Origin of the sequence: Anatilimnocola aggregata (genome assembly GCF_007747655.1) — a bacterium.
Classification (GTDB): domain Bacteria; phylum Planctomycetota; class Planctomycetia; order Pirellulales; family Pirellulaceae; genus Anatilimnocola; species Anatilimnocola aggregata.
In genome coordinates this window covers 2,944,274-2,964,815 of sequence record NZ_CP036274.1, presented here as the reverse complement: position 1 = coordinate 2,964,815, position 20,542 = coordinate 2,944,274, and the positions used below count along the sequence as shown (strand labels likewise).

At 56.6% G+C, this 20,542-nt stretch carries 16 protein-coding genes and 1 tRNA gene; 9 read left to right on the top strand and 8 right to left on the bottom strand.

Going from position 1 to position 20,542, the window contains the following annotated elements:
- Positions 1-13 precede the first annotated feature (13 nt).
- Positions 14-937 carry a DUF1559 domain-containing protein gene (locus tag ETAA8_RS11235; RefSeq protein ID WP_145088108.1) on the bottom strand — a complete coding sequence of 308 codons (924 nt, stop codon included), beginning with the start codon at positions 935-937 and terminating at the stop codon, positions 14-16.
- A gap of 486 nt (positions 938-1,423) precedes the next feature.
- Between ETAA8_RS11235 and ETAA8_RS11230 the strand changes: the two genes are divergently transcribed.
- Entirely contained in the window at positions 1,424-2,161 is a 738-nt protein-coding gene (locus ETAA8_RS11230; RefSeq protein WP_202921767.1) for a peptidoglycan-binding protein, read from the top strand.
- 114 nt (positions 2,162-2,275) lie between these two features.
- Here ETAA8_RS11230 and ETAA8_RS11225 read toward each other — a convergent pair whose 3' ends face one another.
- Positions 2,276-3,376 carry a calcium-binding protein gene (locus tag ETAA8_RS11225; RefSeq protein ID WP_145088106.1) on the bottom strand — a complete coding sequence of 367 codons (1,101 nt, stop codon included), beginning with the start codon at positions 3,374-3,376 and terminating at the stop codon, positions 2,276-2,278.
- A gap of 420 nt (positions 3,377-3,796) precedes the next feature.
- Between ETAA8_RS11225 and topA the strand changes: the two genes are divergently transcribed.
- Positions 3,797-6,592, top strand: coding sequence for a type I DNA topoisomerase (gene topA / locus ETAA8_RS11220; protein ID WP_145088105.1), 2,796 nt, complete (start codon positions 3,797-3,799; stop codon positions 6,590-6,592).
- A 55-nt stretch (positions 6,593-6,647) separates the two neighbouring features.
- Here the strand turns inward: topA and pstB are convergent, their stop codons facing one another.
- Complete coding sequence (gene pstB, locus ETAA8_RS11215) at positions 6,648-7,526, bottom strand: phosphate ABC transporter ATP-binding protein PstB (RefSeq protein WP_145088104.1); 879 nt, start codon at positions 7,524-7,526, stop codon at positions 6,648-6,650.
- Between the two features lie 218 nt (positions 7,527-7,744).
- Here pstB and ETAA8_RS11210 point away from each other — a divergent pair, with 218 nt between their 5' ends.
- Entirely contained in the window at positions 7,745-8,677 is a 933-nt protein-coding gene (locus ETAA8_RS11210; protein ID WP_145088103.1) for a sugar phosphate isomerase/epimerase family protein, read from the top strand.
- Positions 8,678-8,768: 91 nt separating this feature from the next.
- Here the strand turns inward: ETAA8_RS11210 and ETAA8_RS11205 are convergent, their stop codons facing one another.
- On the bottom strand, positions 8,769-9,620 hold the full coding sequence (locus ETAA8_RS11205; RefSeq protein ID WP_202921766.1) for an alpha/beta hydrolase: 852 nt from the start codon (positions 9,618-9,620) through the stop codon (positions 8,769-8,771).
- Between the two features lie 4 nt (positions 9,621-9,624).
- Positions 9,625-11,124 (bottom strand): sulfatase family protein, encoded by a 1,500-nt coding sequence (locus ETAA8_RS11200; protein WP_238397734.1) that lies wholly within the window; start codon positions 11,122-11,124, stop codon positions 9,625-9,627.
- Positions 11,125-11,250: 126 nt separating this feature from the next.
- Between ETAA8_RS11200 and ETAA8_RS11195 the strand changes: the two genes are divergently transcribed.
- The 6 genes from ETAA8_RS11195 (at position 11,251) to ETAA8_RS11175 (ending at position 16,177) form a co-directional block, all read left to right on the top strand.
- Complete coding sequence (locus tag ETAA8_RS11195; protein ID WP_145088101.1) at positions 11,251-12,438, top strand: tyrosine-type recombinase/integrase; 1,188 nt, start codon at positions 11,251-11,253, stop codon at positions 12,436-12,438.
- Positions 12,435-13,598 (top strand): tyrosine-type recombinase/integrase, encoded by a 1,164-nt coding sequence (locus tag ETAA8_RS11190; RefSeq protein ID WP_145088100.1) that lies wholly within the window; start codon positions 12,435-12,437, stop codon positions 13,596-13,598. The genes ETAA8_RS11195 and ETAA8_RS11190 overlap by 4 nt, the downstream gene beginning before the upstream one ends.
- A tRNA-Phe gene (locus ETAA8_RS34575) sits at positions 13,575-13,636 on the top strand. Before ETAA8_RS11190 ends, ETAA8_RS34575 begins: the two co-directional genes overlap by 24 nt.
- Positions 13,637-14,216: 580 nt before the next feature.
- Complete coding sequence (locus tag ETAA8_RS11185) at positions 14,217-14,447, top strand: hypothetical protein (RefSeq protein WP_145088099.1); 231 nt, start codon at positions 14,217-14,219, stop codon at positions 14,445-14,447.
- Between the two features lie 31 nt (positions 14,448-14,478).
- Positions 14,479-14,790, top strand: a complete 312-nt coding sequence (locus tag ETAA8_RS11180; RefSeq protein WP_145088098.1) for a hypothetical protein — start codon at positions 14,479-14,481, stop codon at positions 14,788-14,790.
- Between the two features lie 133 nt (positions 14,791-14,923).
- Positions 14,924-16,177, top strand: a complete 1,254-nt coding sequence (locus ETAA8_RS11175; RefSeq protein WP_145088097.1) for an AIPR family protein — start codon at positions 14,924-14,926, stop codon at positions 16,175-16,177.
- 1,345 nt (positions 16,178-17,522) lie between these two features.
- On the opposite strand, the gene ETAA8_RS11170 is transcribed toward ETAA8_RS11175, so the two are convergent.
- The 3 genes from ETAA8_RS11170 to ETAA8_RS11160 all read right to left on the bottom strand — a co-directional run bounded on the left by ETAA8_RS11170 (position 17,523) and on the right by ETAA8_RS11160 (position 20,347).
- Positions 17,523-18,545 (bottom strand): IS110 family RNA-guided transposase, encoded by a 1,023-nt coding sequence (locus ETAA8_RS11170; protein ID WP_145087198.1) that lies wholly within the window; start codon positions 18,543-18,545, stop codon positions 17,523-17,525.
- A gap of 153 nt (positions 18,546-18,698) precedes the next feature.
- Positions 18,699-19,007 carry a MerR family transcriptional regulator gene (locus ETAA8_RS11165; protein WP_145088096.1) on the bottom strand — a complete coding sequence of 103 codons (309 nt, stop codon included), beginning with the start codon at positions 19,005-19,007 and terminating at the stop codon, positions 18,699-18,701.
- A gap of 53 nt (positions 19,008-19,060) precedes the next feature.
- On the bottom strand, positions 19,061-20,347 hold the full coding sequence (locus ETAA8_RS11160) for a hypothetical protein (protein WP_145088095.1): 1,287 nt from the start codon (positions 20,345-20,347) through the stop codon (positions 19,061-19,063).
- Positions 20,348-20,542 lie beyond the last annotated feature (195 nt).

Sequence of the window (20,542 nt, the reverse complement as noted above, 5' to 3'; positions counted from 1 at the left end):
CGATGCCGAACGACTATTCCAGGCCCGAAACAACCTGACCATCGTCCTTGCCGGCCATATAGCCCAGCATCGTGGCATTTCCACCATTCGAGAAAGCTCGCACGCTGCCGTCGCAAAGGACAAAGTTCGTCACGCCCGGGTGAGCACTGCCGAAAGCCTTGGTCGCCTTATCCATCGGTCCCTTCGACAACGGATACGAGACACCCAGTGGCCGATATGAGTGTCCCTTGTCCCCGTTGAATGCAGGGCCTTCATAGGAAATCTTGTTCAACCCCTGAACGTAGATGTGCTTATCGCCAGCCATGATCGTGTTGCTTGTTCCATCGGTGATATCCGTGAGCCTGGGGCCCGCTTTGAATGACGGATCTCCGGGAGTCACCGTACCACTAGCATTGAAAATCGTCCCGACACCATCGGCAGCCTGATTCGATGAGTTCGCTTGCCAATAGTCATTATTTGACAACGCCGAGTTACCCGAGCAGATGGCGTAGTCGCTGCCAACACCCGTGGTCGATGGCCCCGAGTCCATGGTTTCTGTGATCGGCTGAGCACTGCTTGCGGAACGCCGGGAAGGACAAAAGTAAACCGTGATTTTTGCTTCACGACATTCCTGCAATTGAGTGTCGAAGCTGGGACCGAATTTCCACTTGGCATATAGGGACGACTGTTCGAGCCCCGGAAGAATCTGCGCCTGCCAGGTGAAACTGGCATCGCGGCGAGAGTTGGGCAGGTAGTTGTAGGTGTCGTGATAGTTGTGAACTGCCAAACCAATCTGCTTCAAGTGATTGAGGCACTGCGAGCGCCGCGCCGCTTCACGAGCAGCTTGAACTGCAGGGAGCAAGAGCGCGACAAGGACGCCAATGATGGCAATCACGACCAGCAATTCAACGAGCGTGAAGGCTGCCGTCGATCGGCGCGAACGAATAGTACTCAGCATGAGCGCGGCACTCCGCTTTCGAAGTCGGGGGAGAGGTGGCCTGTTAATTCAACGGAAGTGCAGGAAGTGTTCCGTACCCGAAATTTTGGAGAGGTAAGGTGGTTCGTAAACCCATCCCGTCGATTATTCGCGGCAATCCGCAGCCGTTGCGGTTAATTCGCGTCTAGAAATCAGCTAGAGCCACTTTGAATGTGCTCGCGTGCGGTCAGGCTGGTCGTTGGCAACACACAAGAAGATCGCAGGTGCCGAGCGAGTGAGATAACTTGTTTTTTTTGTTGTTGCGGATTCGCGCAGCTGATTCAATTGACAACTAGTTGAGCGCTGCGATTAAACGGAGGATGCTGCGACCAAAAGTTAGCACTGTCGCAATCCCAATCGCACAGAATTGTCTGTCACAAAATGCGACGAATCACGCTCAAATTGAATAGCCCTCTGCCTAATCTTCCCCATGTGCCTACCCCACCGTTCTCGAGCGAGGATTATCCCATGAACAGTCGTCCGATCCTGCGTCAGGGAAGTTTTGGCCAAGCGGTGAAGGAATTGCAAACTCGGTTGAATCAACTGGTGCGACCCGCGCCACCGCTAGTGGTCGATGGCTCGTTTGGTGCGAAGACCAAGACCGCAGTGATGACCTTTCAATCAGCCCGCAAGCTAACCGTGGATGGTGTGGTCGGCGGTAACACCTGGGCTGCGCTCGATCAAACTTCTTCCACACCTGGTGCGCCACCTCCCCCACCGATGCCGCCGCCAGCGGGGCCGGTCATTAGTTCGCTCGTTGAGAAGGCTGTACAAATCGCCTTGGGCGAAAATGGCGTGCGCGAGGAACCAGCGGGTTCGAATCGGGGCGCGAAGGTTGATGCTTACAACGCGGCTGCTGGTGTCAACAACGGCGCGCTCTGGTGCATGTCGTTTGTCTATTGGAGCTTTCAGCAAGCGGCAGCGCAAACGGGACAGCCGAACCCCATGCCTCAAACGGCCTATTGCCCATTCCTCTATCAATGGGCCAGGGACAACCAGAAACTCGTCACCACGCCGCAGCGGGGCGATATCTTCCTGGTCAAAGGCCTGCGCGATGGCAAGCCCAGCGTCATTCATACCGGCATTGTCACCGGCGGCTCGATCAACACGGTCGAAGGCAATACCAATAACGACGGCAGCGCGAACGGCATTGGGGTCTTTACCCGCAGCCGTTCCAGTTCATCGTGTTACTTTGTGTGGCTATAAACCCACCCGGTGCAGATGGCGCCCGCGTGATGGGTTTCCGAGCCAGTCAGTATCCACACAAGTCCTCACGTCGCCTGTGAGGACTTGTGGCTGATTATCTCTAACGGCTTCAACTTAGAACGAAGTCGTATCGATATCGGAGTGCGTATCCTGGCTCTTCCGATTGCGGACGCGATCGTTACCAGTACCGCCATCCAGAATATCAATCCCTGCACCACCATCGAGGGTATCATTCCCCGAATCACCCTTCAGCCAATCGTTCCCGTTGCCGCCGTAGATCAAGTCGTTGCCGCTGCCACCTTCAAGTTCGTCGTTGCCATCGCCGCCATAAATGGTGTCGTTGCCTTCGTTACCATAAATGACGTCATTCCCCTTAAAGCCATTGAGGAAGTCGTTGCCGAGGCCGCCATGCAACTCATCGTCGCCAAGGCCGCCGTGCAGATTGTCGTCACCGTCGTCGCCGCTGAGGGTATCGTCACCATCGCTGCCGTTGATGATGTCGTTCCCTAAACCGCCGCTGATGGTGTCATCGCCTTGGCGGCCTTCGAGCCGATCGTCGCCGGCACCGCCTACCATCTGATCATTACCAAGTCCACCATCAATCTGGTCGTTATCGTCGCCGCCGATCAACACGTCATTCCCGTTGCCGCCAATCAGTTGATCGTTGCCGGCTTCACCGTCGAGGTTGTCATCTCCCAGGCCGCCACGGAGGATGTCGTTCCCCGCACCGCCGAGGACAATATCGATTCCATCCATGCCCCAGAAGTTATCGTTGCCATCGCCGAGATCGACAGTATTCGTGCCATAACTGCCGATAACGGTATCGTTTCCTTCGTCGGCATTGATGGTGGTCGGCACGGTGATGAGTGCGCCGGGCACTCGTTTTCCCGAACTCATACGTCCCGAGCCCAAGTCGATACGGTCGTTGCCTTCGTAGCCGTTGACCACGATTGAAGTGACATCGGCCACGTCATAGCGGGTCGAAACGCCACTGATCTGATACTTCCCACCGATCAGGCGCACGACGATATTGTCGGCCCGTTCCGAGCCATTGATGGTCAGCACGTGCGTCGTATCATTCAACACGGCCGTGACGCTCGAAGCCATCACTTCGCGCGCTTCCAGCGACTCGATGCCGAGGTAACGGCTGCTGTGGGGGGGAGCAGGCCGACGCTGCTTCGATTTGCGCGCACGCGCACTTTGCGTATCCGCCATGACATTGCCTCACTCTGTAGAAAAGATCAAATACCAGACAAGTGATTGCGCACCACTTCCCGCGCAGAGATTGGCAAGCCCTGCTTCTGTGGAGACGCAATTTCGATAAGCGCGGCGGACGGTAGCAAACGCGCGAGAAACTGCCAAGAGCAATTATTTCGTGGCTGCTGACCACCTGCCGCGCACTCTTTGCGCCGCCAGTCGCGGCCGGCTTCAAATCCCTTCTCGGCCTGTGACGGCTTGACGAAGGGGCGCTCTAAAGCTTAGGAAACGTCCTACTCCACCACTGCCCTCGGGCAGCAGGGTGACCGGCAGGAGCAGTACTAGGCTCTTGGCGGGCAACGATTTACGGAACAACAGGCAAGCTCGGATGGTCGGCTTTCACAGGCCGGCCCATCCTCATTGGCAAGTGAATCGAATATGGCCAAGCGTGCGGCTGGAACAGGAAAATCCCTGGTAATCGTCGAATCTCCCGCCAAGGCGAGGACGATTTCGAAGTACCTTGGTAAGGACTACACCGTTGAAGCCAGCATTGGCCATATTCGCGATTTACCCCAGGGCTCGAAGGAGATGCCGGAGGAGTTCAAAGGGAAGAAGTGGTCATACCTGGGAGTGAACGTCGACGACGGGTTTGAGCCGGTCTATATCATTCCCGGAGAAAAAAAACCGCAGGTCACCAAGCTCAAAGCCTTGATGAAAGATGCTTCGCGTCTCTATCTGGCGACGGACGAAGACCGCGAAGGAGAAGCCATCAGTTGGCATTTGCTCGAAGTCCTCAAGCCGAAGATTCCGGTCCATCGCCTGGTCTTTCACGAAATTACTGAAGAGGCGATTCTCGACGCGCTCGAACATCCCCGCGACATTGACGATGGGCTGGTGCGGGCCCAAGAAACGCGCCGCATCCTCGACCGTTTGTATGGTTACGAAGTCTCGCAGTTGCTGTGGCGAAAGGTAGCGCCGCGTCTCTCTGCAGGTCGCGTGCAAAGCGTGGCGGTGCGGTTGATTGTCGAACGCGAACGGCAGCGGATGGCGTTTCGTTCGGCCACGTATTGGGACTTGATTGCCCGCTTTGTCACCGAAGACGGCAAAGAGTTCGACGCCGAACTCGTGTCGGTCGGCGGGCGAAAAGTTCCCACCGGCAAGGATTTCGACTCTGCCACCGGCAAGATTAAAGATCCGAACTTGCTGCTGCTCAACGAAAAGACTGTGCAGGAGTTGGCCGAAAAGCTACACAACGAAAAGTTCGCGGTCAGCTCGCTCGACGACAAACCCTACACGCGCAAGCCCTCGGAACCGTTCACCACCAGCACGCTGCAACAAGAGGCGAACCGCAAACTGGGGTTCACCGCGCGGCGGACGATGAACGTCGCCCAGAGTTTGTATGAAAACGGTTACATCACCTACATGCGTACTGACTCGACGAATCTGGCGCAGGTAGCCATCGATGCGGCCCGCGATCTGGTTCGTACTGAGTACGGACCGAATTACGTCCCCGCCGAGCCGCGAGTTTATAAGAGCAAGGTCAAGAACGCGCAGGAAGCTCACGAAGCCATTCGGCCAGCCGGTCATCCGTTCAAACTGCCCGAGTCGCTACGCAACGTACTCACTCCCGATCAGTTCAAAATCTTCGACCTGATTTGGAAGCGGACAATCGCCAGCCAAATGTCCGATGCCCGCGGTCGCAGCATCACTCTGTCGGTAGCCGGCGGAGACGCGATTTTTCAGGTTACCGGCAAAACGATTGAATTCGCCGGCTTCTTGCGAGCCTATGTGGAGGGATCGGACGATCCGGAAGCGGAACTCGCCGATCAAGAGCGCCTGTTGCCTTCGGTGAACATTCGCGATCCGCTGGGCTGCAAACAGCTGACTGAAAAGAGCCACTCGACCCAGCCCCCCGCGCGCTTCAGCGAAGCGTCGCTCACCGCGGCCCTCGAAGAGCGAGGCATCGGCCGCCCAAGTACGTACGCTTCGATTATCGATACGATTCTCGAGCGCAAATACGTCTTCAAGAAGGCAAATGCGCTCGTCCCAACGTGGGTTGCGTTCTCCGTTTCACGCTTGCTCGAAGAGCATCTGCCGAACCTGGTGAACTATGAATTCACCGCCAAGATGGAAGACCTGCTCGACTCGATCAGTCGCAAGGAAGAAGACTCGGTCGCGTATCTGCAGAATTTCTACTTCGGCAATGGCGATGCTGGACTCAAGCCCCAGTTGGATAAGAAAATCATCGAAGTCGATCCGCGCGAGATGGGACGCTTCACCCTCGGCACGCCAACCGAAGGGGAGCATCAGGAAGAAGTCTTTGTACGAGTGGGCAAGTTCGGCCCCTTTATCGAACAAGGCGAGCGGAAGGGTTCAATTCCTCAGGACACACCACCTGACGAGATGACGCTCGAACGAGCGCTCAAGCTGCTCGACCAGGCTGGCGTGGGCGAAGAGCCGCTCGGCATTTGTCCCGATACGCATAAGCCGGTGTACTTAAAGCAAGGCCGCTTCGGTCCTTATGTGCAACGGGGTGCTGGCGATGAAGACGAGAAGCCGAAGAATGCGTCGCTGCTGCCGGGCATGCAACCGGCCGATGTGACGTTCGAGATCGCACTCGACCTGCTCAAGTTGCCGCGCACGCTGGGTGAAAATCCAGAAACGAAAGAGCCGATCCTGGCCGCCAACGGCCGCTATGGTCCTTACATCAAGCACGGCTCCGATTTCCGCTCGTTGCCGCCGGACATTTCGCCAGTGACGGTCTCGCTCGATCAAGCCCTAGCGATCTTTGCCCAGCCCAAGGTCCGCGGACGGGGTCGCAATGCCCCCAAGGAGCCGCTCAAGACGTTCGAATCATCACCAGTCACCGGCCAACCTATCAAGGTGCTAGAAGGCCGCTACGGCACTTATATCAGCGACGGCGTGACCAACGCCACGCTTCCCAAAGATCTCTCGCACGAAGAGTTGACGCTGCCCCAAGCCCTGACCTTGCTCGAAGAGCGGGCCGCGATGGGACCGCCCAAGAAGGGGCGACGTGGTGCCAAAGCAGCAGCACCCAAGAAGGCCGCGACTCCGAAAGCGCCCAAAGCTCCAAAAGCCCCTAAGGCGGCAACAGTTAAGAAGGCAGCTCCGAAAAAGAGCGCTAAGAAGGCTCCCGCTGCCAAGACGGCGACCAAAGCTGCCAAAAAGGCCACCCCCAAGAATCCCAAACCCAACGACGACATTCCGTTTTAAGGTCGCCGAGGGCGAAGCGGGCCTACGGTGCGATTGCTGCCACAAGGACGTGGCGTTACCCGAAGCGGCCGGTGACGTACGACTCGGTTTCTTTGAGCTTCGGACGAGTAAAGATTTCCGAAGTCTCACCATATTCGATCAGACGGCCGAGATACATGAAGGCCGTAAAGTCGCTCACGCGCGAGGCCTGCTGCATGTTGTGGGTAACGACAATCAGCGAATAGTCGCCACGAAGTTCCTGAATCAGGTCTTCGACCTTCGACGTGGCGATCGGATCGAGCGCTGAGCAGGGTTCGTCGAGCAGGAGAACATCAGGTTCGCCGGCAATCGCCCGGGCGATGCAAAGTCGTTGTTGTTGACCGCCCGAAAGTCCCAGAGCGCTATCTTTCAGTCGATCTTTCACTTCGTCCCATAAGGCCGCGCCGCGCAAGCTTTGGGCAGCCACTTCGCGAATGATATTCCGATCGCGTTCGCCGTCGATTCGCAGGGGATAGACAACGTTTTCGAAAATGCTCATCGGAAAGGGATTCGGTTTTTGAAAGACCATTCCCATTCGTTTGCGAAGTTCAATTACATCGACACCCGGGGCATAAATCGACTGCCCATTGATGAGCATTTCTCCCTTGGTCTCGACGTTTTCAATCAGGTCGTTCATCCGGTTGATGCAGCGGAGCAACGTGCTCTTGCCGCAGCCGCTGGGGCCGATGATGGCTGTCACCTGCCCGCGCGGGAAGGAAATGTTCACGTCGAACAGCGCTTGCTTGGTACCGTACCAAAGGTTGAAATCCTTCACCTCGACGACCGGATCGATCCCCTGCAGCGACTTGTGAATAACCGGCTGAATCGGCTCACCACGTGCGATTGCGTCGAGCCGAGTGCCGCCGACCGCAGGCTTAGGGTCGGTGGGTTTGGCAGTGGGGGGAAGAGCGGCCATGGAGTTAGTCGAACCACGTGCTGGCGGGGTATTACGAAAGGATTCGTCGGGCAGTTCAGCGGCCGCAAGCGGCACGGTTAACCTGAGACGCCCCACCATCGTAAACTCCCCTGCCGCTTGCGGCGAGTCCGCCTCCAGTTAAGAATTGTGGAAGACAGGCTGTCTCCGCCGTCTTTTCCGGTATTTCATTCGTTTCTCCTTTCCCGAGTTCAACTCTCATGAATCTGTCTGCCCAATCCCTATCTCGTCGTGATGCCCTCCGCCTGGCTGGTGCCGGCGTCGTCGCTGCTTCGCTTCCCGCCTTTGCAGCAGCTGAAGACAAAGTCGCGCCCCTCTTCAAAATCTCGCTGGCTCAGTGGTCGCTGCACAAGACGCTGTTCGCCAAGAAGCTCGATAACCTTGACTTCGCCAAATCGGCCAAAGAAGACTTTGGCATCGACGCGATCGAATACGTCAATCAATTTTTTAAGGACAAGGCCAACGATCAGAAGTATCTGGCCGACCTGAAGAAGCGGGCCGATGACCTGGGCGTGAAGACGCTGCTAATCATGTGCGACGGCGAAGGTGCCCTGGGCGATGCCGACGAAGCCAAGCGCACGAAGGCCGTCGAGAATCACTACAAGTGGGTCGAAGCGGCCAAGTATTTGGGCGGGCATTCGATCCGCGTGAACGCCCAATCGGGCGGCACGTACGAAGAGCAAATCGAGCGGGCAGCGGATGGCCTTCGCCGGCTGACCGAGTTCGGCGAGAAGCACGGGATTAACGTGATCGTCGAAAACCACGGTGGCAACTCAAGCAACGGAGCCTGGCTGGCTGCAGTGATGAAGAAGGTCGATCACAAGATGTGCGGCACGTTGCCCGACTTCGGCAACTTCAACATCGGCGGCGGCAAGCAATACGACCGCTATCAAGGCGTCGATGAGCTGATGCCGTTCGCCAAGGCAGTCAGTGCCAAGAGCCACGACTTCGACGACAAGGGGAACGAGACCAAGACGGACTATAAGAAGATGCTCGAAATCGTCGTGAAGAAGCACAACTATCACGGCTACTGCGGCATCGAGTACGAAGGAAGCAAGCTGGGCGAACACGAAGGAATCGTCGCCACCAAAAAGCTGCTCGAACGAGTCCGCGACGAACTAGCGAAGGCGTAGTTGGAAGTTGTTGGCGCGATGGAGCGGCGACAACCAAATCTGGAAAGTGCAAACTTCAGGGCTCGCATCAAAGCGAGCCCTGTTTTCGTTATCACGGCGATGGTAGCTTCAATGTCGGTGAGCCCTCAATCCACTTCAGCGAAGTCAGAAACTTGTCCGTCTCAATCAGGGTGAGTGTGAAGTGCGGGTCACGGTTGAAGAAGCCATGCGCGGCGTTGGGATAAACACGCGCATCGCAGCGAGCTCCTAACTTCTTCATTTCGCCTTCAAAGTCCCGGAGCACGCTCACAGGAATGAGCTTGTCCGAGTCACCCAGGAACACGATGGTCGGCGGAGCATCCCGCGTCACGTGATGGGCCGGTGAGAACTCCAAGTACCTCTGGCCAACACGCTCGTGTCCCCACTGGCCTGGGCCATTGTTGAAGACCGGATTGAACAGCACGAGTGCATTTGGCTGGCAGGACACGGTGAGATCATCCTGAGAATCATCCAGTCCCTTCACCAAACCTGTGAACGCGGCGAGATGACCACCCGCAGAACCTCCCGCGGCAGCAATGCGACTCGCATCGATCCCCAACTCAGCTGCATGCGAGCGAACATAGCGGATCGCTGACTTGGCATCGGCACAGCAGACAAGCGGCGGGCCTTTCTCGCCTTTGGGAATCACTCGATACTCAACTCGCACGCCGACCATCCCGCGCGTCGCCAGATACTCGCTCTGTTTAGCAAATTGACTCGGCGAACCTCCCACCCAACCGCCACCAAAAAAGAAGACTATCGCCGGACGTTTATCACCCAACTTCCAGTCGGCCGGCTTCTCGACGAACAACTTCAACTCGCGATCGCCTACCTTCTTATAGACAAGCGCTTCTTCCGCGTTCAGCCATTCGCTATTGGTGACAATCAAAGTGGCGAGAGTGAAGAGTACAAGTAAGCGATTCATTGGTTTAATCCTTCGCGGCTCGCGAGTTTGCTTTCCTAACGACAACTTCGGTATCATTGGCCTGCACCTGTCCGGGAGTACTGCGCCCCTCAGCGATGTATCGATCCAGCAACCGGGTCAATCGCTGCACAACTTCAGGCTGCTCGGCCTGCAGGTTCTTCGCCTCGCCGCTGTCGGTACTCAGGTTGTACAGTTGCACGTCAGGAAGGCTTTGCTTCTTGGCTCCCGCATCCCCAGGCTTACCCCAGCCGCCACTGCCAGGACATAGCGCGAGTTTCCATGCTCCTTGTCGGATTGCAAATCGGCCGTTGATGCTGTGATGAACCACTGCTTCGCGCAAGGGTGCCGAATCTTTACCCAGCAATGCCGGCAGAATACTCACACTGTCCTCACCCGCAGTCTCGGGCAACTGGGCACTGAGAATCTCGGCGCAGGTCGCCATGAGATCGGTATGACAGATCAATTGTGCAGACGTGGACGCAGATCGCACCTTGCCCGGCCAACGAACCAGAAACGGCACGCGATGCCCACCGTCCCAAATATCTGCCTTGTAACCTCGAAATCCTGCACTCGCAAAGTGCCCATCTTTTTCCAGCTTGTCAGTTCCTGCCTGCGGCGAGCAGCCATTGTCGCTGGTGAAAACCACCAATGTATTCTGGGCGATCCCCGCCCTTTCGAGCGCAGCAAGAACTTCGCCTACGGCCCAATCGGTTTCCATCACAAAGTCGCCATACTGGCCGAGTCCGCTCTTACCTTGCCACTCCTTTGACGGCACGATGGGCGTATGTGGCGAGTTCAACGCCAGGTAAAGAAAGAACGGCTCCTTCGTTCGCGCCCGCTCCGCTATGTACTCGGCTGATGCCCGCGTAATGCGAGGAAGCATATCGACCGGTTCAACGATTTCTGCCACACGATCGTTGGCAAAGACGGACTTCATCATACGGGCATGATGAAAACCAACGAACTGGTCGAATCCGCGCGAAATGGGACCGTCCTTGGTAACCGCTCCCAGCGGTGCCCCTGCAAATTGCCCTTTGCCGCCACCACTCTTGTCCGCGCCGTCGATGGTGTAGCCCAGGTGCCATTTGCCAATGCAGGCCGTGTGATAGCCGTGCTGCTTTAATAGCGCGGGGACTGTCAGTCGCTGGGCAGCGATTAACGGCTGCACATATCCATCCAGCACACTACTCTGCAAACGCGTGCGCCAGGCATAACGACCAGTGAGAACTCCATAACGGGTGGGCGTGCAAACGGACGAACCACTGTGGGCATCAGTAAATGTCATCCCCTCCGCAGCCAACCGATCGAGTTGAGGGGTCTTGATTTTCCCCCGCTCAGGATTGAGGCACTGCACATCGCCATAACCCAAATCGTCCGCAAGTATCAGCACTATATTAGGTACACGGCCAGAATCTGGCTTCTGTTCGGCGAAAACCGGCATAAACGGTACGCAAAACAGGCCAGCAGCAATGATTAGTGTAGCTAATCTGTGTAGCAAACGCATAAAATATCCGTGTGATGGAACGGGTCAACAAGCCGACCACAGAGGTTTCGTCGAGGTTGCGAGTAACGGTGACAGTATCGAGGCGCGAAATTAAGCGGTCAACCAAGCTGAAAGGAGAACTGTTTCGTGGGTAGAAAACGCAAGGTGCGACGCCAACAGCACGGCTCGGTTTGGCACTGGAAGCAAACGGACGCTTGGTACTACACATTGCCGGGCACGAAGAAGCGAATGCCGCTATTCGACGAACAGGGTGAACGGATTAAGGGGCTGGCAAGGCGAGACGGGGCAGAGCGCGCGTTTGCCAAGATCAAGGTAACTCTGGCCGACAACGGTCCAGGCTACGTCCCCGAGGGGGAGTGGATCGTCGCTCGCGTTTGCTCAGACTACCTCCAGTACTGCGAACGGGGCGTTTCCAAGGCGACCACCAGTGCAGGGCACCACCGCAGCGCGAAGATGTGGCTCAACGACCTTTGTGCCTACTGCGGCGCCCTCCCTGTTTCGCAACTCAAGAAGGGACACATCACGACTTGGATCGAATCCCACTCATCGTGGCGCAGCACCGAGACGCATCGAGGGGTCTTATCCATCGTGCTGGCAGCCTTCAATCGGACCGAAGAAATGTTCGGGGTGGCGAATCCGCTCAAGGGGCTCAAGAAGCCAACGCCCAAGCCCCGCCTGCAATCGATCAGCCCAGATGATGAGCAGGTGATTTACGACAACCTGGAACCGCAGTTCCGAAACTTTCTGTTCGCGGCCGTTCATACCGGACTGCGGCCCTTTTGCGAACTCGCCCAACTGAAGGCCGAGCATATCGAACAGACCCCGCGAGGGATGATGTGGCGTGTCTATTCCAGCAAGACGAAGAAAACTCGTAAGATTCCCGTCCGCCCCGAAGTGGCACAGCTTGCCACGCAGCTTCTGAAGGACGCGCCGCCCGGTTCTAACCTGCCATTGTTTCGAAACACCAAGGGTGGGCAATGGAAGCGGATGACGGGCGTGGTGAGGTTTGGCAACCTGCGCAAGAAGTTGAAATGGGACCAGGACCCGGTTCGTAGCAAATACACCTGCTACACCTGCCGACATACGTTTGTGCATCGGATGCTTTCGGGTTACTGGACCAATGGCGTCGGCTGTTCGATCGAGACAGTTGCGGAACTAATTGGGGATACTCCGAAGGTTGCTTTCGACCACTACGGTCGCGAATGGGGGCAGCATTATCAGGCTCCGCTTTGGGCTGCAATCGGTGAACAACCTAAGCCGCAGAACATCCCCAAGCCAAAGGGAACCAAAGCTGGCAAGAAGGTGCGCGCATGAGCACGACAAAGTTGACTACAAGCCAAACGAATCAATCTCGACGACGGGCACATGGGTCAGCCTGGCATTGGCAGCAGACCGACGCATGGTACTTTACGCCTCCTGGGACGAAACGTCGGGTAGCGTTGCTCGATTCCACGGGCAAACGAATCAAGGGGAAATCGAACAAGCAGGCAGCAGAGTTAGCATTAGCTCGATTGAAATCGCGAGCGGATTGGAAACCATCACCCGAGGAAGCGGTTGAGCCGAAACCAGCAATACTCGTCGCCACGGTGTGTTCGGATTACGTCCAGCACTGCTTGACGAGAGTAAGAGGCAAGCATCTCGGAACAGAAAGCGGCGATCATGTTCGCCGGACCCTCAACGATCTCGCGAGTTACTGCGGCGCGTTGCCTATCGAACAGCTTCAAAAGGGGCATCTCGAACACTGGGTCGAAGCTCATCCGAACTGGCGATCTCCAGTGACCAAGCGAAACGTACTCACGGCCGTGTTGGCCGCGTTTGAATTCGCTAGCGATAGTTATGGAGTGGTAAACCCGCTGCGTGGGTTTCCAAAGCCACCACCGCGGCCGCGACTCCAGTCCCTAAGTTCCGACGATGAGCAGGCCCTCTATGGTGCTACTGACAAGCCATTTCGGGATTTTCTGTTTGCTGCCATTCACACAGGCCTGAGGCCCTTCTGCGAACTGGCGAAGCTTCGTGTTTGCGACGTGGAGTTGCAATCAGGCGGGATGCTTTGGCGAGTTTATTCAACCAAGACAAAGAAGGCCCGCAAGATTCCTGTCCGATCAGAAGTGGCCAAGTTGGTGATGTGGCGAGTAGGTACCGCCGCAAAAGATGCCCCTTTGCTCCCTAATCCACAAGGAAGGCCTTGGAATAAGGTTACCGGCAGAATGAGATTTTCGAAAATGAGGAAGGACTTAGGCTGGGATACCGATCCGGTTCGCAAAGGCTATTCTTGTTACACCTGCCGTCATACGTTTGCCCATCGCTTGCTCTCCGGGTATTGGAACAACGGCGCGGGTTGCACGATTGAGACATTGGCCGAGCTGATGGGCAACACGCCTCAAGTGGCGTTTGCTCACTATGGCCGGGAATGGGGCAAGCACTATCAGGACCCCCTGTGGGCCGCGATTGGCTGTAGTCGAGTATTGGACTGAAAATCCATGTGTCGCCGGTTCAACTCCGGCCCTGACCACTTAATAAGCCGTGACTCGATAACGAGTTGCGGCTTTTTCTTTTGGGCGACGTCTCTTCGCCAGTCTCCAGATTTTACAAGATTCCGTATCGTTTTACACCGATTCTGTATCAGATTGTGGAACGGAACTGCTCGCTGTGGACTGCTGAAACAAAGGGATGTCGAAGAAGATTTTCCGCGGCCGGTCTAAGACGACGGGAATGTCATACGGAAATCGAAGAGGGCGGGGGGCGCTCTCCGTGGTTCTCGCTGGTGCAAAGTGCTCAAGGCTGGTGGCAAGGATTCGAACCTTACCCGGCCCCCGCTTTTAACGGCTAGGACTCGTGATGCGAACACGAGGCTACGTACGTAGCGTGTCTCACCAAGGACGGCACCAGCACTGAACACTCTGCAAGAATTTGCCTGCTCTACCGACTACGCCAGAGATTCATCCGGTGATTACTCAACGGGGGCAGGGTATTGCTGCTCTGATGTGAAGGAACCAGCTGAATCCCATTGGCAACAGGATCTGTGGGACTTTCGCTTGGCTTCGAGATTGGAGTCTGTAATAATTGTTCCAATCTTTTCTAGCAAAAAGAGGATGCCCCTGCGGAAGCAATTCTGCAAGGGCATTTTGTTTGCTGCCTGCTACGCTCCCTTCGTGGAACTCCCCGAGATCACAGAAGAGGATATGCGGGCCGGTCTGAAACGCACTCAAATCGACGAGAGTGGGGTAGTCGCTGACATCGTGTTCTATCGCTACACCGAACTCGGCATAGCCCTCGATCACGTCCTTTGGGAAGAGCACGAGAATCGGGATTCCGGCAAGTGACTTAAGTGACACCGTAGCGTACTGTCTGCCGGTGAACGAATTCGACCTTGAACGGCATTTCATCCGCATCTGCATCGAGAACCAGTGGTGCGACGACCACTACGCCCAGAAGGTCTGGGATCAGCGAATGATGCTGAACAACGATGATCGCAAGAAGTTCCTGCGGAAGGTCAGAGTCATGGTCAACCCACCCGCGAGCAAGAAGCTCGCCGAAAGGATATTCCGAGAAGTAGCCGCACTTGTGAACGATCGGGGGGCCATGCAGTCCCGCCTGTCGCCTGAAGTGACCGCAGCCAGGCGTCTGTACAAAGAAGAATTCGGTCAGTCGTTGGACGATGCCTGATTCCTAATTCTGCCTAGTTGACACGTTTTCGTCTTTTCGCTCTTCTACCAACAGTGAGACAGGTCGTGGATTCGGCCATGTCTCTTTACATTTCGTCGGCGGATGCCGGCAGATTTAGAAAAGGGAAAATGCGATGACTACTATCACTCTGCGCGCACGCTTTGCGCGGCGACTCCCAGACCCAACCATGAAAGGGTCGGAGCGCCATGTCCTCCTCTGTCCGATCGAGGAGATTCCAGACGACATCCCGGTAGACGATGCGAACGTCCGCCCGCAGAACGAAAATAAGCGGGTCTACAAGGAAGTCGAGAAGCACCTTCGCAACGAAAGCGGCGAGCGGAACACGTTCCACCTGAAAAACAAGGGGATCACGGTCCTTGCTCAGGAGGTCAAGCGCCAAAACGACGAGGACCCGACGCAGATTCTGTTCACGCACAAGAATCAGGGAATCGTTGACGGTGGCCACACGTATAAGATCATCCGGAATAACAGGGAGCGGATCAAAGAGCACAACGCAATGATCGCCGCCAGTTCTTCTCTGACCGATCAGGATAAGGAGGCGATGTACATCCGCCAGTTCGTGAAGCTGGAAGTCTTGACCGGGCTTAATGCGAGCCTGACTTCGGAGATCGCCCGCGGCCTGAACACCGCCGTTCAGGTGCAGGAACAAACTCTGGCGAATTTCGACGGCAAATTCGACTGGATCAAGGCCGTGCTTAAGGATGAGCCGTACCTGAAGGAAATCGCTTTCCGCGAGAACGAAGATCAGGACATGGACGTCGGCGATGTCCTCCGTATCCTTGAGCTATTCAACATCCATGACTATCCGGTCGAAGGCAATAAGCATCCGACGCGCGCTTACACCGGTAAGGAGAATGTCCTCAACAGTCACGTGAGGAATCCCATTCCGTTGAAGCAATTGGAGCCGATCCTGAAGGACATCCTCGTCCTCCACGACACGATCAGCCTGGAAGCTCGCAACCTGTGGAACAAGGGCGGGGCGAATCGCAAAGGTGCGGCTCTCGCATTCATGGAAACCGTCAATCGAGAGAACGACACTAAGGAAAAGAAGCAACCGCCGTTTGATTTTCCGTTCATCGGAAAAACTGGCGACTGCCGCATGTACCGCGGTGCATTGTTCCCCCTGCTGGCCGCATTTCGGGCAACGGTTGTGAAAGATGTCACCGGCAAGTGTCGCTGGCAGAAGGGTTTTGATCAGACACTAACACTGTGGCGCACGCTGGCTGAGCAGCTGATGGAGGCCACAATTGAAACCAGCCGTGAGCTCGGGCGGAATCCAGATGCGATCGGAAAAAGTTCCAACCACTGGAAGAATCTCTTCAACGAAGTGATGATCCGCCAGATGCGGTTGCTTAGCACGACTTAGTTTCGCAATGACTGCAGTCGGTGCACGCTCCTCTCGTCTGAACCCCCGTTCTTTCGAGAGGAGAAGCACCTGGACCCCGATGCCTGTTGGAAACTAATCGCCGAGTGCATGAAGGACGCTTACTTCGAAGACGCGTGCGACCACGCACGGAACCTTCTGCAGTGGCTTGAGAAGGGCGGATTTCCGCCCAAGATCAGCGGTGAGAGGATACCCTTACCGCACAGCTTGCCTGACGGTCTATCCGATCCTCGGCGATCTCATTCAGGCGGTTCAACGAAAGGGTCGTGAGAGGCATGGGTGAACCATTCCTGATGATCGGCATCGGCGTGCTGTTAGCGCCGTTAGGTGAGCGGTTGACGCAAAACCCAAGGTTGAGGCTCGCGCATTTTCTCGCCGAAAACACTTAACCTGCCATTTGCTGTCGCAGCAATTTCAGCCCCGTATTGATTCGCGCCTTGAGCGTTCAAATTTTCCAGCCAAGATATTACGCCGCCTCGCTGACGGTACGGCCGCCAAAGTAAACCGCCTCGATTGCTTGGCGGCTGAAGGATTCTACGGCCAGGATGGCGCTAGTCCGCCCTCTCGAATACTGCTGGCCCTCACTGCCGCGGGAAGGCCCACAATGTCGGCCCTGCGGCATGCTTCGCGATCATCTCCTGCAAGTCGTCGAATTGGTTCGGCGCCAACTCTGTCCGCACTTTGCGTTCATCCAGGTAGGCTCTTGTGAGACCAGCGTCATCTATTCGTCACACGCATGACCATGTCATTGAATGACACTCTGTGTCTCGGTTCTGGCTGAGAACCTAAATTTCTTTAAGTCTTGCGTCACCCATAACCGCGAAGTCAAGCGGGGCGACTGTAGCGATTTCAGCTCGGCATCGACGATCATTTGGTGGTGCCAGCGCTATTTGCCTTGCGCATCGCTTAAAATGATGAGTGGCCTGGGCGGAGGATAGGGCAACGGTGGGAACCGACCCGAGCGCCGTCCCAGGGGCCAGGACCGAAGGGGGCGAGGGATCGCCCCCGACTATATCATTCGGGCTTGGCATCAAAGCGCTAAATCCTCCCCTCCACGCAATCCCACTGTGGGAGTTCCGCGGCCGGGAGCTAAATTCCGGCCGATTTCGCGTCATTATATAGTGAGGGTCCGGCTAGCTTTCCGGACTCAGCCTGCGCGGGAAGCGCGCCATCGTAGTCACCCATTCGTGCCGGCCGGTCGGAGACCGTCGCACCGTGTAGTCATTCACCGGCGAGGGACACCCATTCATATACTCGGCGCAGGCAGAGCCTCGCCAGACGCAAATTTTCGGGTCGATCTCGCCTTCTGCGGCGCGCCCGCAGTGATTCATACAGGCATGGCCACCTCCTTCGCAGCTGCCTGGTGGTCGGCTTGCCAACGCCGCAATCGCTTCCAGCAGATCTCTGCCAGTTTGCGGGCGACTGCCACCCGAGCGATCTTGGCGCTCGCGCGTTTCCGAATCCGGGTATAGAAGTTCGCCAGCGCCACGTCGTGCCCCACGATCTTCATGGCGGCCTCGATCAACACCCAACGCATCCAGGGCGAGCCTTGCTTGGTAATGTGACCGTGATGGCAATGAGTTCCTGATTGTTCGACCCGGGCCGTCAAACCCGTGTACGCCGCAGCCTGCTTGGCCGTGCGAAAACGCGTGACGTCGCCCCATTCGGCGATTAGCACCAGCGCGGTGAAGGTGCCGATGCCGTGCAACTCCAAGAGGGCCTGGCATTCGGGAAACTCATCGCGCATCGTCTCCAGCCTGGCGTCAATCAGTTTGAGTTGGCGTTCGTAGTGCGCATGCCGCTCCAGCAATTCGTCACGCACCTGGTTGTCCGCTCCGCCGAGATCAAGCCGACTAAACCAGTACAAGCCCCGTGGCCCGAAAGGATACTTGTAAGGGGCTGTGACGTTATGACGCGCCAGCAGCCAGCGCAAGAGATTCTTGCCTTCGACCTGCGCATGCACGAGGCGACTTCGATGCCGGGTCAGGTCGCGCAACCGTTGGTACGACTCGTCAGGAATGTGAGCCAGCGGGATCTGGTTGATCCGCAATAGGTTCGCGAGCAGCATCGCATCCAAGCGGTCCGTCTTGCTGCGCCGCTGCAACATGGCCCGCAACCGCAGCGGGTGCGCTAACAGGACAGTTCCCAGTGGCGATAGGACGGAGTAAAGCCAGCGATAGGTTCCGGTCGCTTCGATTACGGCTCGGAAAGGGCGCAGTTCTGTGAAAAAGCTGACGATGCTCTCCACTTCGGAACAGGCAAAACGTCTGACCGGTCGCACCTCGCCCGAATCCTGGACCGCCCCAACGACAACGCTCTGCCGATGCAGATCAATACCGATGTGCCACATGATATTTCTCCCGCGAGGATGTGTGGACTATCGCTACCGCGCTCCTATTTTACAGCTAAAAACGGTCGCCCCTCGCGGTTATGGTACGCATAGTAAGTTGAGGAGAGAGTTATCTATTGCTGTAGCGCGGTGTTACGAGATGGATTGCCTGCTTCAAGCTTCTCGTGGCTTACCCAACGGTACCGTGATTCCCGGAAATGCGGCACGCTGTACCGGGGGTCGGCGCTCGGGAAGATGTTTTGGTTGCACCCGCATCAGTTCGACAATGCGTTCGACTTCGCTCGTCGCAATTCGAATACGACCTTGCCCTTTAGCACCTCCTTGCAGATAGTCAATCCGCACTCGTTCCCCACGGATTTCAAGCAGCCCGTAGTCCGACTGCCCAAGCCAGTCGTAGAACGTAGTAACCGAGATGCCGAGCCGGCGCGCGGCATCGGTTGGTTTTAAGTATGCATCTTCCACGGCCGAATCCCACTGGTGGTGAGTTGTCTTTCGACCACCAGGGGAAATCCGGTCTAGCGCGATCGTCTGTGCTTCTTCTGCCGCGGACGTATCATCTCTTCTCGCATCGCAAGATCAGCCAAGCCAAGCCCCTTAAAGGCTCGGTCAGCCATACGGCGGTTTTCGACCATGGACGAAAAGAAATAAAGCATGCGCCAAAGCACGTGCCACAGCGATTCATTGCTTGGTTCCCGCCAGATCCTTGTGATGATCGGCCTCAGCAATTCTTGCCGCCGCCACACGAGAGCCAGCGGTAAGTAGCCGAAGTAAGGTTGTGACCGATGAAGTTGGCTAAATCGCACCAGATCTTCGTTCTCGAGAGGAGACTCGAGCGCATGCACGAAAGCAGTCGCGTACCAGTCGATGGCAATCGCCGACAAATAGTAGGAGAGCCAAGTTAGCTCTTGCAAGGCATACTGCACCACCGCTTTCGAAAGCACGCCGCCTTTCGTGCCGGGTTTGCCCATCAAGGTCTTGGGCAGATTTGATTTTCCACCAGACATCGAAGCGTCGAACTTGGCTTGTGGCATAGCCGAGCGCCGTTCGACTGCCGCCACGTATCGCTCTGTCACGACGTTGAGCAGCCTATCCTCCCAATCGGCAGGTGGGGGTACAACTTCGAACAGGGCAGCGCGGACGAGCGACTCGCTTTCAGCGGCAGATATCACCAGCGGATTCCGTTCGGCAGCGGCCATGAGCCCAAAGCTAATCACGGTCGCCGTAGGACAATTGCTATGGCCATCTGCTTTCGCGCGAGCCCGGCCCTCTTTCAACAAGATCTCTACCGTCCAAGGTCTGCCGGTACCTCGCGCGTCAAGACCGAGATCAAGCGGCAGTACCGAGCCAGCCCCGATAAGGTCAGCTCCCCTTTGCTTGACGTGTAAGTCGCTGTGGCACGCGAAACGGCGGCTGATGCACGCGTGAGTCGAGGCCGCGCGACACCGAATCAGTTGAATTGGAAGGGCATTGAGTTCGCTTACCAAGTAGTCGCTCAGTTCACGGCGAAGAATCAGCTGACCCACTGCGGAGGCCTGCCCAGCAAAAATCTCCGGGTCAGCAGGGCGGATCATGCGGCCACCGCTCGGCATTACTCGGGCGCGATGCAAGACAGAGAACCGTTCATCGAGTTCTTCACCAAGTTCTGTGGTCGGCCGCCACAAATAAGAGACGCGAGCCTCTTGCGCGAGCTCAGATCCATCATCGGCAACTGCGATCGTCCCGTAAGGTTGCCGGAGCGACTTCTGACTTGCTCCGCTGTGCGTTGGCCACAGGTACGCCAACTCATCGAGCCACTTTTTCATTTTTGACCCCAAAAGATTTATTGTCTTTCCAAAGACCGCCCTGCTCTCGCTCTGCATGGCAACGCGTCAACCTGAACCCTTCCGCTCCGAAAATGCAATCCCGGTTTTTTATTTGTCTCTGCTTCGAAAGGAGAACCCATGTTTCGAACCGAAGTGCTGAGCGCGTTTGCGCTTCTGGCACTGCTGCTGACCTTG